A 14,997-nucleotide genomic window follows, 5' to 3' on the forward strand; every position below is an offset into this window, starting at 1 on the left:
GACGAGTCGGCCGGGCGACCGCGTTGGGGCTTTTCGAAGCCCTGCCGAGGAAGGTCCGGGCTCCACAGGGCAAGGTGGTCGGTAACGCCGACCCGGGGTGACCCGCGGGACAGTGCCACAGAAAACAGACCGCCTCCCCGATCGGGGGAGGTAAGGGTGAAACGGTGGTGTAAGAGACCACCAGCGCCCACGGTGACGTGGGCGGCTCGGTAAACCCCACCTGGAGCAAGGTCAAGAAGGGATCCTCCCCTGGAGGATCTCGCGCGCGGCGTTCGAGGGTGACCCGCCCGAGTCGCGCGGGTAGACCGCTTGAGGCCGCCGGCAACGGCGGTCCTAGATGGATGGTCGCCCCTTTGCGCAAGCAAAGGACAAAACCCGGCCTATAGGCCGACTCGTCCGCCCCATCCACCTCTGACCTGCGATGAAGCCCCTGCCAGGCAAGATCGAAGCGGCCAGAGGGCACATTGGGGGCACATTCAGGTGAGCCCGGACACCGCGGCGAAGGCGTTGTCCAACGCCGTGCGAGCCCGATTGGACGCCTCCGGAACGAGATGCCCGTACAGGTCCACGGTCGTGGTGATGGACTCGTGCCCGAGCCACCGTGACACCTCGGAGATGGGCACGCCCTCGGCGAGCGCCGTACTGGCGAAGGTGTGCCGCAGATCGTGGAACGTCATGTCGGCCGGCACTCCGGCCGCGAGGATCGCGGGCTTCAAGATGTCGGCGTTGAAGTAGTCACGCCGGATCAGATTGCCGCGGGTCGTCCGGAACAGCACATCCTCGGGCTTGTGCCGGTCGATGTGCTCGGCCAGCGCGTCGGCGAGGACGGCCGGTACCGGGACGTCGCGGATGGACGCCCTCGTCTTCGGCGGGGCCAGCATCGGACGCCGGTCGATCACCACGACCTGTTGGTCCACCGTCAGCATGCCCTCGGTGAAGTCGATCCGGTCGATGGCCAGGCCGAGCGCTTCCCCTTGCCGGAGGCCAGCCGCGGCCCCCAGGAGGACCAGCGGCGCGTAGTCGGGTGGTCCTGGCCGCGGCGGATCCGGCCAACCTGTACGGCGCGGCCCTGCCGTGGCCGGACCATGCGGGCGACGGCCGTGCGGCAGGGCGCTCTGGGGAAGCTGACCGTGGAACGGGCCAACGGGACCGCCATCGCGGACTCGCCGCTGGCGGCGGCCCTGGAGGCGGCGGGGTTCCACCCGACCCCGCGTGGCCTGCGCATCCGCGCCTGATGGAGCATGGGGCTTTGTCCATAAAGGGATAAAAGTGGTTATTTCAAATAACAAAGCCAGGATCAGCTGAGCAAAAGTAGAGATATCCTCGGCACGTAACGACTTCTGACCTGGAGGGCGGCGCGAAGCGAATGATGGCTCGCCCCGAAAACGTGCACCAAGCACGGCTGCTGCGCCTGCTGCGCGAAGACGGTGCTCGCTCGCGCGCCGAGCTCGGTGATTTGGTCCAGCTCTCCCGCTCCAAGCTGGCCCTGGAGCTCGACCGGCTCGCGACCCTGGGACTGGTGGAATCCGGCGGCCTCGCCGCCTCACGGGGTGGCCGGCGATCTGGCATCGTGCGCATCGCCTCGCACCTGCGCTTCGTCGGCATCGACATCGGAGCCACGTCGATCGATGTGGCGGTGACGAACGGCGAGCTCGAGGTGCTGGCCCGCCTGTCGAGGCCGACGGATGTGCGCGACGGCCCCGCTGCTGTGCTTGACCAGGCCATGGAACTGGTCGGCAAGTTGCGGGCCAACGGAACGGCCACCGAGATCCACGGGGCCGGCATCGGGGTCCCCGGGCCGGTGAGCTTCCGGGACGGAACGCCGATCGCACCCCCGATCATGCCCGGCTGGGACCGCTTCCCCGTCCGGGAGGCAACGAGCCAGGAGCTCGGCTGCCCCGTGCTCGTGGACAACGATGTGAACATCATGGCTCTCGGCGAGCTGCACGCCGGGCTCGCGAGGTCGGTCGACGACTTCCTGCTCGTGAAGATCGGCACCGGCATCGGGTGCGGAATCGTGGTGCACGGCGAGATCTACCGCGGGGTGTCCGGCAGCGCAGGCGACATAGGCCACATCCGGGTGAACGATCACGGTCCCACCTGCGCCTGCGGCAACACCGGCTGCCTGGAAGCGTACTTCAGCGGGGCGGCGCTGGCCCGCGACGCCCTGGTGGCGGCGCAGTCCGGCCGCTCTGCGTTCCTGGCCGAGTGGCTCGCCGAAAAAGGCGCGCTCACGGCGGAGGACGTCGCCGCGGCGGCGGCCATGGGCGACGCCCTCGCGGTGCGGATGATCCGTGAAGGGGGCCGTCAGGTCGGCACCGTGCTCGCCGGGCTCGTGAGCTTCTTCAATCCGGGCCTCGTCATCATCGCAGGTGGGGTGGCCGGGCTGGGCCACAGGCTGCTCGCGGAGATCCGCAGCCTCGTCTACCAGCGGTCCCTGCCGCTGGCGACCGGCAACCTACCCATCGTCTTGTCCGATCTTGGCGGGACGGCCGGCGTCATCGGGGCCACCCGGCTGATCAGCGACCACGTCTTCCTGCCGCCTGATCTGCCCGTCTGTCTCTGTTCGTCCGCCGCCCGACGTGCCCGGGCGGCACCTTCCGGAGCTCTCAGGCGGACTCTCTGACGATGAGACGAGTGGGGAGGATCGCCGGGTCCACGTGGTCGGCCCCGTCAACGAGTTCCAGCAGGAGCCGTACGGTCTCCTCGGCCACCTCCGCGAGCGCCATGGCCCAGTCTCCGTGCTCGATCAGCCGCTTCGACGCCTTGCGGCCGAGCACGTCCGCGAAGCCCTCAAGCCGCTGGATGCCCCGGGCGTGTCCATCGGGCCGGTGATCGTCGCGATCTTCCGGCGGCCCTGCTCACGGCCCTCGACCCCAGGCCCGACGGCGGGCTCTCGCCGGGGACGGGGCACGACACCGATCTACGCGGGCTTATCTCCCAGGCCCTCTTCCGCGCGGGCATGTCACGACCGCGGAACCTTCCCGACACGCTGGAACTCGTACGGCCCGGCGACCATCTCTTCCTCATCAACCACGCGGACGAGCCGGTGACGGTCAACGGAGTGACCGGTACGGGAGTGCTCGACGGCACCGAATACACGGGGTCCGCGACGGTGCCCGCCGAAGGCGTCGCCGTCGTCCAGGACGCGGTCGTTTTCATCGAGGATGATGACACGGGCGGCATCGCGACGTCGAGCAGACATGCCTTTCAGTGTCCGCACATAGGCCCATCGGCGCCGCGACCTGACCACGGTGCGGCGCCGATGGCTGGGGTTTTCGAGGGCTGGGGGTCTTCGGGGGCCATAGGAATTCGGTACATCCTCAACCCCGCCGACTCACCCGGCGATGTCCCCCTTGAGCAGACCGGTCAGCAGGCCCTTGACCTCCGTCGCGGCGTATGCGTCCCCGTCGAACGGGCCGAGCAGCACCGGCCCGTCAGCGGCCGAATCGGGAAGCCGCCCATGGCTGCCCCGGACCGGCGCCGGGTCGAGCGGGACCACCGACATCGTGTAGCGGAAGCCCAGCTTCTTGCGGGCCAGCGCGGAGGCGGCGCGGAGCTTCACGAGCGGATCGGCGGGGTCCATGAACAGCTCGGCCGGGTCGTATCCGGGCTTGCGGTGGATCTCCACAAGCTTGGCGAAGTCCGGAGCCCGGTCATCGGAAGCCAGTAGTAGTACGTGAACCAGGCGTCCGGCTCGGCGACGGCGACGAGGTCGCCGGCCCGCTCGTGGTCGAGGCCGTACCGCGCTTTGCCCTCCTGGTCCAGGACCTCGTCCACGCCCGGCAGCTCGGCGAGCAGGCCGCGGACGCGGGGCAGGTCGGCCCGGTCGCGCACGTACACGTGGGCGATCTGGTGATCGGCCACCGCGAAAGCCCTCGAGGCCCAGGGGTCCAGGTACTCCATCCCGGCCCGGGTGTAGACCTCGAGCAGTCCCTCCCTGCGCAGCACGCGGTTGACGTCGACGGGGCGGGACGCCGAGGTGATGCCGTACTCGGAGAGCACAACGAAGGTGGCATCCTCCCGCAGGAGGGGCGCGAGTTCGGCGTCGACCGTCTTGGTCGCCGCGATCGCCTCCGAGCCGTCCGGGCCGAAGCGCTGCAGGTCGAAGTCGAGGTGCGGCACGTAGACCATCATCAGGTCGGGCCGCTCCCTGGCGAGGATCCGGCGGGCGGCCCCGATGATCCACCTCGACGAGACGATCCCCGCATTCGCCCCCCAGTAGGAGAACAGGGGGAACTCCCCCAACTCGCCGACCAGGTCGTCGTGGAGCGACGGCGGCCTCGTGTAGCAGTCCGGCGACTTGCGGCCGTCGGCGTGGTAGATCGGGCGCGGGGTGACCAGGAAGTCGCTGGACGCTCCCATGGCGTACCACCAGCAGACGTTGGCCGTGCGGAGTCCGGGCATCGCGTCCCACGGACTCAACGGGCTCTTGACTCGATCACCTGCATAACTACAACCAACGCCGCCGCCACTCCGCGAATGGCCAGCTCAGCCCCGCCGAGTACGAACGCCGACACGCTCTCAAGAGCATCCAAGAAGACGGCTATGCTGCCGCGTAGCCGAAAGCCCTGACGTGTCTACTGAACCGGGGCAACTCCAGCGAGCCACTCCCCCACATCGGCAGTCACACCGGCTATTGGAAAGACCCGGCTTTGTGGAAGACCGTGAGCCAGGCGGCGGCGCTGCTCGCGACAGAACAGCCGCGCGATGGCGACCGACCTAACCGGTAAGGACATGCGTGGGCCGTCGTGCGCGAACAGCTGGGCCAGTGACGAGCATCAATGGCCCAGCTGAGGGCCGTCGTGGCTGTTCCACGTCCAGGGGGATACCCGTTATGTTGGGTCGTTCTGTGGTGGTTCTGGGGGCGGAGAGACGACGTCAGCGTTACATGCCGGAGTGGTCCATGTTCGAGTGGTCCATGCCCCCGCCCATCGAGTGGCTGCCCGGTCCGTCCGGGTGGCCCGGCACGTTCCCGTTCGCGTCGGTCACCCAGAAGGTCCCGGCCATCCCCATGTCGGAGTGGCTCTGGACGTGGCAGTGGTACATCCATGCTCCGGGGCCGACGCGCTCGCCGGCGATCACCTGGAAGCCGAACGACTCGGCCGGTCCCATGATCTTGGTGTCGATGATCCGGCTCGGGTCGTTCGCGCCTTGCAGCAGGCCGGTGCGGTTGTCGGCCCAGCGGTGCGCGTGCATGTGCCACGTGTGGAAGAACTCACCGTGGGTGATCACGACGAACTCCACCCGCTCGCCGAGCTTGGCGACGAAGTCGGGTGCCTTCTGGAGGTTGTTGGTCTTCATGTCGTTGAAGACGACGGTGAACGTCTTGTCCGGCAGCACGTCGCCCTTCCGGCGGACCACCAGCGGCCCGTAGAGCCCCGCCCGGATGCCGCCGGTGCCGTGCTCGGTTCCCACGACGTGGTCGTGGTAGTGCCAGTAGCCGGCGCTGCCGGGCTGAATGGTGCCGTCCGGGCGGTCGCCCGGGGCGTGGGTGCGCCAGGTGTAGACGTGGCGGTCTCCCGGCTTCACCACGCTGGCGTTCATCCGCGTGCCGTCGCTGTTCCATTCGTAGTCGACCCCGTGCACGTGCAGGCTGACGGTCACGTCCATGTTGTTGACCAGCTCGATCTCGAGGGTCTCACCCTCGATCATTTCGATGAGCGGTCCGGGGATCGTGGCCTTGCCGGGCTCCAGGCCGTAGCCCATCTGACCGTTCGGCAGCCTCTCCGCGTAGAGAGTCATGCGGCGGACGCCGCCCTGCCCGTTGTCCGGGTTGCCCGCGACCTTCTCCGGCGGTGCCGCGTTGGCCTGGCTCGTCAAGGCGAACGATGCGAGCGCGGCGGCTGACGCGGCTGCTGTCGCTGCGGTGGCGGTGAAGGCGCGCCGGGAGAAGAGGCGTCGCGTCTCGTCACTGCTGTTCTCGGTCATGGTTCCCCAATCGGTGACGGTGCCCCACCCGCGTGAGGCGAGCTTCTGCGTCCGTGAGCCGACGGCGGGTCGGCTTGAACGGTGTGGTGTCGGGATCTCGATGCCGGCCTGCGCGATGTGGGTCATGCCGGGCTAGCGGAACGAAACGAAGTTGGCGATCTTTTAAGAGCTGTTCGGCAGCGGTCAGCCGCGGTGGTCACCGGGGTTGGGAATTTCGGGCCGGGCCGACGTCAACGGTCCCGACGGCCGCAGCGTGATCGATGTCGAAGGGCCCGGTCAGCCGCAGCTGATCGCGTTGTAGGTGGCGTCGTAGGACGAGGTGACCTGCTTGCCGTCGATCGTCGCGGTTCCCGTGACAGTCACCTTGCCCGCGCCGATCTGTCCGGCCCGCGCGTTGAAGGACTGGTACGCCTGCTTGCCCGGGGCCACGTCGGCCACGGTCTTGGCACCGTAGGGGGTCGTCAACGTCACGGTTGCCGGCACAGCGCCGTCGTTGACGGCCGTCACCGCCACGTACGCCGACGTGCCCACGCAGCGGGACGAGGCGGTAACGGTCAGCGGAACCTCAGGCTCGACGGCGCCCGGGTGGCCCGGCACGCTCCCGTTCGCGTCGGTCACCCAGAAGGTCCCGGCCATCCCCATGTCGGAGTGGCTCTGGACGTGGCAGTGGTACATCCATGCTCCGGGGCCGACGCGCTCGCCGGCGATCACCTGGAAGCCGAACGACTCGGCCGGTCCCATGATCTTGGTGTCGATGATCCGGCTCGGGTCGTTCGCGCCTTGCAGCAGGCCGGTGCGGTTGTCGGCCCAGCGGTGCGCGTGCATGTGGAACGTGTGGTAGAACTCACCGTGGGTGATCACGATGAACTCCACCCGCTCGCCGAGCTTGGCGACGAAGTCGGGTGCCTTCTGGAGGTTGTTGGTCTTCATGTCGTTGAAGACGACGGTGAACGTCTTGTCCGGCAGCACGTCGTTCTTGCGGCGGACAATCAGCGGCCCGTAGAGGCCCGCCCGGATGCCGCCGGTGCCGTGCTCGGTTCCCACGACGTGGTCGTGGTAGTGCCAGTAGCCGGCGCTGCCGGATTCGATGGTGCCGTCCGGGCGGTTGGTCTGGGTGTGGGTGCGCCAGGTGTAGACGTGGCGGTCTCCCGGCTTCACCACGCTGGCGTTCATCCGCGTGCCGTCGCTGTTCCATTCGTAGTCGACCCCGTGCACGTGCAGGCTGACGGTCACGTCCATGTTGTTGACCAGCTCGATCTCGAGGGTCTCACCCTCGATCATTTCGATGAGCGGTCCGGGGATCGTGGCCTTGCCGGGCTCCAGGCCGTAGCCCATCTGACCGTTCGGCAGCCTCTCCGCGTAGAGAGTCATGCGGCGGACGCCGCCCTGCCCGTTGTCCGGGTTGCCCGCGACCTTCTCCGGCGGTGCCGCGTTGGCCTGGCTCGCCACGGCGAACGGCGCGATCGCGGCGACTGTCGCCGCGGTGGCGGTGAAGGCGCGCCGGGAGAACAGGCGTCGCGCCACGTCACTGCTTTTCTCGGTCATGGTTCCCCAATCGGTGACGGCGGCCGCCTGGGTGCGGCGAGCTGAGGCTGGTCCGTGATGCCGACGGCGAGTCGGCGGATACGACGTGGTGGTGGTGGTGGGATCTCGAGGCGGCGTGCGGAGTATGGGGCATGCCGGTCGGGAGGGATTTGTGCAGGTAAAGGGGCACTTTTGTTGATACTTAAGGGACTTTTGCTTGATTTCTCCTTATGAATAGTAACGATGCACACAACTTTGTCACGAGTCTGGACGAAGTGGCACCTGACTGTTACTTTTCACCCAAAGCGCCCAAGGAGCCTGCTATCGGCCCCGGAAGGATGCAGGACGTCACGGCACCACTGCCGGTACAGGGAGTGATCGATCAGTGAAGGAACAAGGAGATCAACAAGGCCGGCGTCACGTCCGACATCGGCAAGCCCGGTGACCCGCCGCGGCTGACCAGATAGCTCATCCGAAGGTTGCTGTTGTGCACCCCCCACAAAGGAGCGAACGATGGGTCAAAGAGACCTCTTCGCAAAGCCCCGACCACCCGCCTGGCGCAGCGCACTGATCATGGTGTCGAGTGCCGCCCTGACGCTGGGAATGGCGACGCTGCCCGCCGCGGCGGCGCCGACCAAACCCGGCGACCCGGCGCACGCCCAGCACAGCGACCCGGCGCAGGCCGCCGACACCTCGGTCAACGTGCTGGTGTTCCATGGTCCGGCGGCAAAGCAGGACGACCCAGTCGAGCGCGCTGCGGCGGCGGTCAAGGACCTGGGCAAGACGAGCGGCTTCGGCGTCGACGTGTCCCAGGACCCGGCGGTCTTCACCTCCGAGAACCTGGCGCGCTACCGCGGCGTGGTGTTCCTGTCCGCCAAGGGCGTGACCCTGAACGCCGCACAGGAGGCCGCGTTCCAGACGTTCATCAGGGACGGCGGCGGTTTCGTCGGCGTCCACGATGCGGTTCGCGCACAGCCGGACTCGGCCTGGTTCACCGACCTGGTCGGCACCCGCCCCGCCGGCAGCATCCCCCCTGCCGAGAAGGTCGTCGAGATCAGGGTCAGCGGGGAGAACCCGCCGAGCGAGGGCAAGGCCCAGCTGATCGACGGCAACAACAACACCAAGTGGCTGACCCGCGTGAACACCGGGTGGGCCGAGGTGCGGCCGGAGAAGCCGGTCGTGGTCGCTCACTACGCGCTGACCTCGGCCAACGACTACGACGGCCGTGACCCGAAGAACTGGACGCTGAAGGGCTCGCAGGACGGGCAGACCTGGGTCGACCTGGACAAGCGGTCCAATGAGACCTTCCCGCAGCGGTTCCAGACCAGGGAATTCAAGTTCGAGAACAGCACGGCATACCTGTGGTACAAGCTGGACATCACCGCGAACAGCGGTGAGCCGCTGACCCAGCTGGCCGAGCTGCGGCTGTTCGGCCCCCAGGCCGGCCCTCCGCCGGAGACCGAGGTGCAGGAGGCTCAGGTCGACTTCACCGACCGCCAGCACCCGGCCAACGAGGGGATGCCGCTCACCGTCAAGCGGTCCGACCAGTGGATGAACTGGGCGCCCAACCCGCTCGGCAAGGTCCACACGGTCGCGCAGCTCGAGGAGCGGTTCTACAAGGCGGGTCTGAACGGCAACGGCCCGTTCCACCCGATCTCGTGGTGCCGTGACTACGACGGCGGCCGGTCGTTCTACACCGGCATGGGTGGCACCGAGGCGAGCTACACCAGCGACAAGCAGTTCCAGGGCCACCTCGGCGGCGCCATCAAGTGGGCGGCCGGCCTGGTCCGCGGTGACTGCCAGGCGACCATCGCGTCGAACTATGTGACCGAGCGGTTGACCACGACGAACAAGTCGGGTCAGCTCGACCAGATCGGCGAGCCTCACGGCCTGACCGTCGCCCCCGACGGCAAGGTCTTCTACGTTGGCAGGGCGGCCTGCCCGACCGGCGCGATCCCCAGCTGGAACGACCCCAAGGTCGGCCTCGGCTGTGGCACGATCCACCAGTGGGACCCGAAGACCAAGCAGGTCAAGCTGCTCACCACGCTCGCCGTGATGGGCAACCGCGGCAGCGGTGACGAGCTGGTCAAGAACGAGGAAGGCCTCCTCGGCATCGTCCCCGACCCCAAGTTCCAGCAGAACGGCTGGATCTACGTCTACTGGATGCCGCACGAGTCGATCGACAGGGACCTGCGGATCGGCAAGCGGACGATCTCGCGGTTCACCTACGACCTCAAGACCGAGACGATCGACCAGGCGACCCGTAAGGACCTGCTGCAGTGGGACACCCAGATCCACAGCTGCTGCCACTCGGGTGGAGGCATGACCTTCGACAACGAGGGCAACCTCTACGTCGGTTCCGGTGACAACAACTCCTCCGGCGGCGCCGGGGCGGGTTACGCCGGGAACAACTGGACCCAGGACTACAAGGGCCTGTCGTTCCAGGACGCCCGCCGCACCGCCGGCAACACCAACAACCTGGGCGGCAAGATCATCCGGATCCACCCGGAGCCCGACGGCACGTACACGATCCCCAAGGGCAACCTGTTCACGGGTGACGAAGAGGGCGGCGGCAAGACCCGCCCCGAGATCTACGTGATGGGCGTCCGTAACATCTCGCGGCTCCAGTGGGACCCCGTGAACAACTGGCTGAACGCCGCATGGGTCGGTCCGGACGCCGGTGTCCCGAGCGAGACCTGGGGTCCGGCGAAGTACGAGACCGCGACGATCATCACCTCCGCGGGCAACCAGGGCTGGCCGTACTGCATGGGCAACAAGCAGCCCTACCGTGACCGCAGCAACGTCGACGCCAGCCAGCCCGCCGGCTGGTACGACTGCGACAACCTGAAGAACACCTCGCCGCGCAACACCGGCCTGGTCGACATCCCGCCGGCCCGCACCAACATGATCTGGTACTCGCCCCAGGGCGGTGGCCCGGTCTACCCGAAGCGGGACGACGGCAGCGGTCTGCCGACCTACAAGCTGGGCGACGAGACCTTCACCCAGCCCTTCCTCAGTGGCGGCGGCCAGGCGGTCATGTCCGGGCCGACCTACCACCGCTCCGAGGTCGACACCGACAGCGGTGTCGCGTGGCCGGCGTACTGGGAGAACAAGTGGTTCATCGGTGACGAGTCCAACTCCCAGAACCGGGTCGCCGTCACCGTTGACCCGAAGACGGTCAAGGACATGGCTCCGCCGGCCTTCGCCGAGGACGTGCGCAGCATCATCCAGCCCGGCAGCGGCGGCACCCAGCTCCAGGCCTGGATGGACGCCAAATTCGGCACGGACGGCGCGCTCTACCTGCTCGACTACGCCGGCGGCTTCTTCACGCTCCACAGCAACCAGAAGCTGATCCGGATCGCCTACAAGGGTGGTCCGGCGACGCCGAACCCGAGCCAGGCCGCCTGGCGGCCGGTCCGGGACGCCACGCCGAAGACGATTTCGTTCTCCAACACCAAGGCCGGCGGCGTGAAGTGGGAGTGGGACTTCGGCGACGGCAGCAAGTCGACGGAGGTCAACCCGACGCACACCTACGCCGACTTCGGTGACTACAAGGCGAAGCTGAAGGTCACCTACGCCAACGGTGAGGTGGCCACTGGTGAGATCAACGTCACCATCGCTTGCCCGACGCCCGACGCCCGGTCGACGGTCCAGCTGCTGGACACCGACACCGGTGTGCCGAACCGTGTGGTCGGTGGCGGCTGCACGATCAACGACCTGATCGACGACGAGCGCCAGTGGCCGAACCACGATCAGTTCGTGAGCAGCCTCAACGATGTGGTGAACCAGCTCCGCCTGGACGGGATCATCGACGACAAGGAGTCCTCCGCGATCAGCAAGGCGGCGGGCCAGTCCGACATCGGCAAGGTCAACGGCTACGAGACCATCTTCGACGGGACCCCGCAGTCCTTCCAGGGCTGGAGCATGGCGCCGTCCGGGCAGTTCAACCTCCAGCCTGACGGTTCGCTGCGTACGTCCGGCGGTCTGGGCATGCTGTGGTACTCGAAGAAGGCGTACGCCGACTTCTCGGTGAGGCTGAAGTTCCGTGACGTCGCGCCCGGGACGGGCCGCGCCAACACCGGTGTCTTCGTTCGGTTCCCCGACCTGAGGACCCCGCTGGCCGACCGTCCCACCGGAAGCTGCGGCACGGTCGGCTCGGCCCGTACGTCCCCCGCATGGGTCGCGATCTACTGTGGTCACGAGATCCAGATCTACGACGGCGACACGGGCGAGGTCCAGAAGACCGGATCGGTCTACAACTTCGCGCCGATCAACCTGGACGAGGCCAAGCCGACGCCGAAGGGCGTCTGGAACGACTACGAGATCCGGGCGGTCGGACAGCACTACACGATCATCCGCAATGGCGTGGTGATCAACGAGTTCGACAACGTTCCGGGCAAGAAGTCGTCCCGTAGTGGCGACCCGGACACGGACCTGCGCCAGTTCATCAGCGGGTTCATCGGGTTGCAGAACCACGGCAACAACGACCTGGCCGAGTTCCGCAACATCCGGGTGCGCGAGCTCTAGGTCAGTAACCGGTTGGTGCCGGGTACGGGGAGCGCACTCCCCGTACCCGGCACCCCGTCCAGCCGACCTCAGCCGGGGCGCGACGTCCGTCGGCCCAGGTCGCAGACTCACGAGAGGTACAGCGATAGATGCATATCGGATCTCTTACCGCCCTCTTCTTCAGTAAATTACGGAAAGTAACCAAATCACCAGCCGCGGCGCGGGGTCTTGCCGTGGTGCTGTTGAGCGTTGCGCTGCCGGCGCTGTGGCTGTCGTCGGCCGGGGCCACCGCGCAGTCTCAGGGGCAGCAGGCGCTGCAGGCCAACCAGGCGGCAGAGCAGGTGCTCGTCTGGACCACCAACGACGACTACACCCAGTACAAGTCCGCGCCGACCACGGCAACCGCCGGCCCGGCGACGATCGTCTTCGAGAACAGCAGGGCGACCGGCAACCAGTTCGGGATGTCGCACACCCTGACCTTCGACACCTCCAGCCCCGGCTACAACCACGACGTCGACGTCAACATCCTGGCCAGCCCCTTCGACGCCAACGGGGGCCGGTGGGAGGTTCAGGTGAACCTCACCCCCGGTAAGTACCGCTACTTCTGCGCCGTCCCCGGCCACGGCCAGATGTACGGCGAGTTCGTGGTCACCGCCGGCCCGCCCAAGGACACCACGGCGCCGCAGGTGTCGGCCGCGGTGTCGGGTGAGAAGGACACCGACGGCAACTACGTCGGTGCCGCCACGGTGACGATCTCGGCGAGCGACACCGAGTCCGGTGTGGACAAGGTGGAGTACTCGTTGAACGGCGGGGCGTTCCAGGCCTACGCCGCTCCGGTGTCGGTGAACCAGGTTGGCAACCACACCGTGCAGTACCGGGCCACCGACAAGGCCGGCAACACCTCCGAGGCGGCGTCGGTGACCTTCACGGTCGTGGCCCCGCAGGAGAAGGACACCACCCCGCCGACGGTGTCGGCGCAGGTGTCGGGCACCAAGGACGCTGACGGCAACTACGAGAGCTCCGCCACGGTGACCATCACGGCCACCGACACCGAGTCCGGGGTGGACACGGTGGAGTACTCGCTGAACGGCCAGCCGTTCGCGCTGTACACCAAGGCGCTCGAGGTGAACCAGCCGGGGGCGCACACCGTGAGCTACCGGGCCACCGACAAGGCCGGCAACACCTCCAACGTCGGGTCGGTGACCTTCACGGTCGTGAACTCGGGGCCGAAGGACACCACCCCGCCGACGGTGTCGGCGTCGGTGTCGGGCACCAAGGACGCTGACGGCAACTACGTGAGCTCCGCCACGGTGACGGTCTCGGCGAGCGACACCGAGTCCGGTGTGGACAAGGTGGAGTACTCGCTGAACGGCGGGGCGTTCCAGGCCTACACGGCTCCGGTGTCGGTGAACCAGGTCGGCAAGCACACGGTGCAGTACCGGGCCACTGACAAGGCCGGCAACACCTCAGAGGCGGGGTCGGTGACCTTCACCGTGGTGGCGCCGAAGCAGGACGACACCACCCCGCCGACGGTGTCGGCGCAGCTCACCGGCAGCATGGACTGGGCCTGGAATTACGTGGGCTCCGCCACGCTGACGATCACCGCGACCGACTCCGGCTCCGGCGTGGACACGATCGAGTACTCGATCGACGGGCAGCCGTTTGCGCTGTACACCAAGCCGCTCGTGATCGACCAGCCGGGGGCGCACACCGTGAGCTACCGGGCCACCGACAAGGCCGGCAACACCTCCAACGTCGCCGAGGCCAAGTTCACGGTCATCGCGGCGCCGCCGGCCGCCAAGACGCCGCTGACCGTGACCGCCTCGTCCCGCTGCGTGGGCACGTCGGCGTACGTCGCGGTCACGGCCGTCAACGACGGCACCGTGCCGGCGACCGTGACGTTGACGACCCCGTACGGTGCCAAGACCGTGGCCGACGTGGCCCCGGGCAAGCAGGCGTACCAGTCCTTCAACGCGCGGGCCGGACAGATCGGCGCGGGCAAGGTGACTGTCACGGGAACCTCGTTTATCGATGGCAAGAAGGTCACCTCGTCCTACGACGCCACCTACACCGCGATCAGCTGCGCCTGACCGGGCCGGCGGTGGCCACGGTGTACGCGCCGGGGACGCCGCCGTAGTGAACAGGGGCCGGCCGGCCGATCGGCCGGCCCCGCCCCCCATAGATGGAGCGATCAAATGAAGACCAAGAGAACTGCCCAGATGCTCGCCGTGTCGGTGCTCGGCCTCGCGCTTGCCGGTGTGGCCGGTCCCGCGATGGCGGACGGCGACCCTGACAGCGACGGGATCGAGGTGTCGGTGAAGATCGAGCCGCTGCGCGTTCCCGGTCAGGTGTCGATGACCGTGGCCGACAACAACGGTGTGACCCTCGCGGAGAACGGGTCGAACGCCGCCGCCCGCCAGTTCACCGGCACCCTGCCGACGGTCACCGTGACCGACACCCGCCTTCCCGACGAGATCCCCGCGGGAGACTTCTGGGCGGTGGTGGGCCAGTCCAGCCAGCTGGTCGCGACCGGCGACCCGGCCAAGACCATCGGCCCGGAGTATCTGGGATGGACCCCGCACCTGCTGACCGGCTCCTCCACCGGGTCGGTGGCGCCCGGTGAGCCCGTCTCCAGCGTCGTCTCCGACGGCACCGGAGCACCCGCCGTGGGTCTGCAGGGCCAGGAACTGCTCGTCTCGACCGCGAACTCCGCTGACGAGATCGGCACCCACCAGGTCAACGCCGACCTCGCACTGCGCACACCGGTCGACGTCGCCGCCGGCGAGTACCACTCGACCCTGACGCTCTCACTGTTCAACCAGTCCTGAGCCCAGGGGGCGGAACGCCACTCGACCCGATCTGCCGCATCCTCCAGAACCGACCAGAAAGGAAACGGGCCGCCCCTTCACCGAAGGGGTGGCCCACCCCGTTGCCGTGGACGGGCCTGTGGACCGCAATTGGCAGAAAGGGGTGCCCTAAACTCGGCACATACTACATGGGCCGTAACTGGTTAGGTGCCCAGGATTGATGAGCGTG

At 67.7% G+C, this 14,997-nt stretch carries 10 protein-coding genes, 1 other RNA gene and 1 pseudogene; 6 read left to right on the top strand and 6 right to left on the bottom strand.

From position 1 onward, the window contains the following. Positions 1 to 2 precede the first annotated feature (2 nt). An RNA gene (gene rnpB, locus ACOZ38_RS12070) (RNase P RNA component class A) lies at positions 3 to 399 on the top strand. Positions 400 to 476: 77 nt separating this feature from the next. Here the strand turns inward: rnpB and ACOZ38_RS12075 are convergent. After that, positions 477 to 1,109: a site-specific integrase gene (locus tag ACOZ38_RS12075; RefSeq protein WP_424536990.1), complete on the bottom strand. Its 633-nt coding sequence runs from the start codon at positions 1,107 to 1,109 to the stop codon at positions 477 to 479. Here ACOZ38_RS12075 and ACOZ38_RS12080 point away from each other — a divergent pair. Continuing rightward, positions 1,086 to 1,235, top strand: a complete 150-nt coding sequence (locus ACOZ38_RS12080) for a hypothetical protein (RefSeq protein WP_424537210.1) — start codon at positions 1,086 to 1,088, stop codon at positions 1,233 to 1,235. The two genes, ACOZ38_RS12075 and ACOZ38_RS12080, sit on opposite strands and share 24 nt — an antisense overlap. Positions 1,236 to 1,369: 134 nt before the next feature. Next, positions 1,370 to 2,626 (top strand): ROK family protein, encoded by a 1,257-nt coding sequence (locus ACOZ38_RS12085; protein ID WP_424530426.1) that lies wholly within the window; start codon positions 1,370 to 1,372, stop codon positions 2,624 to 2,626. On the opposite strand, the gene ACOZ38_RS12090 is transcribed toward ACOZ38_RS12085, so the two are convergent. From ACOZ38_RS12090 to ACOZ38_RS12110, 5 genes and pseudogenes are all read right to left on the bottom strand, one after another. Then, on the bottom strand, positions 2,610 to 2,780 hold the full coding sequence (locus tag ACOZ38_RS12090) for a hypothetical protein (RefSeq protein ID WP_424530428.1): 171 nt from the start codon (positions 2,778 to 2,780) through the stop codon (positions 2,610 to 2,612). The genes ACOZ38_RS12085 and ACOZ38_RS12090 overlap by 17 nt on opposite strands. Before the next feature lie 185 nt (positions 2,781 to 2,965). Next, entirely contained in the window at positions 2,966 to 3,205 is a 240-nt protein-coding gene (locus ACOZ38_RS12095) for a hypothetical protein (protein ID WP_424530430.1), read from the bottom strand. A gap of 132 nt (positions 3,206 to 3,337) precedes the next feature. Continuing rightward, positions 3,338 to 4,404: pseudogene (locus tag ACOZ38_RS12100) on the bottom strand (nucleotide pyrophosphatase/phosphodiesterase family protein); the annotation flags it as partial. A 483-nt stretch (positions 4,405 to 4,887) separates the two neighbouring features. Further along, positions 4,888 to 6,057 (bottom strand): multicopper oxidase domain-containing protein, encoded by a 1,170-nt coding sequence (locus tag ACOZ38_RS12105; protein ID WP_424530432.1) that lies wholly within the window; start codon positions 6,055 to 6,057, stop codon positions 4,888 to 4,890. Positions 6,058 to 6,207: 150 nt separating this feature from the next. Beyond that, on the bottom strand, positions 6,208 to 7,476 hold the full coding sequence (locus tag ACOZ38_RS12110) for a multicopper oxidase domain-containing protein (RefSeq protein WP_424530433.1): 1,269 nt from the start codon (positions 7,474 to 7,476) through the stop codon (positions 6,208 to 6,210). Between the two features lie 492 nt (positions 7,477 to 7,968). Here ACOZ38_RS12110 and ACOZ38_RS12115 point away from each other — a divergent pair, with 492 nt between their 5' ends. From ACOZ38_RS12115 to ACOZ38_RS12125, 3 genes are all read left to right on the top strand, one after another. Continuing rightward, positions 7,969 to 11,982: a ThuA domain-containing protein gene (locus ACOZ38_RS12115; protein WP_424530435.1), complete on the top strand. Its 4,014-nt coding sequence runs from the start codon at positions 7,969 to 7,971 to the stop codon at positions 11,980 to 11,982. 221 nt (positions 11,983 to 12,203) lie between these two features. Continuing rightward, positions 12,204 to 14,051, top strand: coding sequence for an OmpL47-type beta-barrel domain-containing protein (locus ACOZ38_RS12120; protein ID WP_424530437.1), 1,848 nt, complete (start codon positions 12,204 to 12,206; stop codon positions 14,049 to 14,051). 105 nt (positions 14,052 to 14,156) lie between these two features. Further along, the gene (locus ACOZ38_RS12125; protein WP_424530439.1) at positions 14,157 to 14,789 is read left to right on the top strand and encodes a hypothetical protein; all 633 of its coding nucleotides are present in this window, start codon (positions 14,157 to 14,159) and stop codon (positions 14,787 to 14,789) included. Positions 14,790 to 14,997: the final 208 nt, after the last annotated feature.

Origin of the sequence: Sphaerisporangium viridialbum, from assembly GCF_049674955.1 — a bacterium.
GTDB lineage: Bacteria > Actinomycetota > Actinomycetes > Streptosporangiales > Streptosporangiaceae > Sphaerisporangium > Sphaerisporangium viridialbum.

Excerpts from the sequence above, each read along its gene's own strand:
- ACOZ38_RS12125 (WP_424530439.1), top strand. The coding sequence starts at position 14,157 with ATGAAGACCAAGAGAACTGCCCAGATGCTCGCCGTGTCGGTGCTCGGC.
- ACOZ38_RS12080 (WP_424537210.1), top strand. The coding sequence starts at position 1,086 with ATGCGGGCGACGGCCGTGCGGCAGGGCGCTCTGGGGAAGCTGACCGTG.
- ACOZ38_RS12110 (WP_424530433.1), bottom strand. The coding sequence starts at position 7,476 with ATGACCGAGAAAAGCAGTGACGTGGCGCGACGCCTGTTCTCCCGGCGC.
- ACOZ38_RS12085 (WP_424530426.1), top strand. The coding sequence starts at position 1,370 with ATGGCTCGCCCCGAAAACGTGCACCAAGCACGGCTGCTGCGCCTGCTG.
- ACOZ38_RS12095 (WP_424530430.1), bottom strand. The coding sequence starts at position 3,205 with ATGTCTGCTCGACGTCGCGATGCCGCCCGTGTCATCATCCTCGATGAA.
- ACOZ38_RS12105 (WP_424530432.1), bottom strand. The coding sequence starts at position 6,057 with ATGACCCACATCGCGCAGGCCGGCATCGAGATCCCGACACCACACCGT.
- ACOZ38_RS12115 (WP_424530435.1), top strand. The coding sequence starts at position 7,969 with ATGGGTCAAAGAGACCTCTTCGCAAAGCCCCGACCACCCGCCTGGCGC.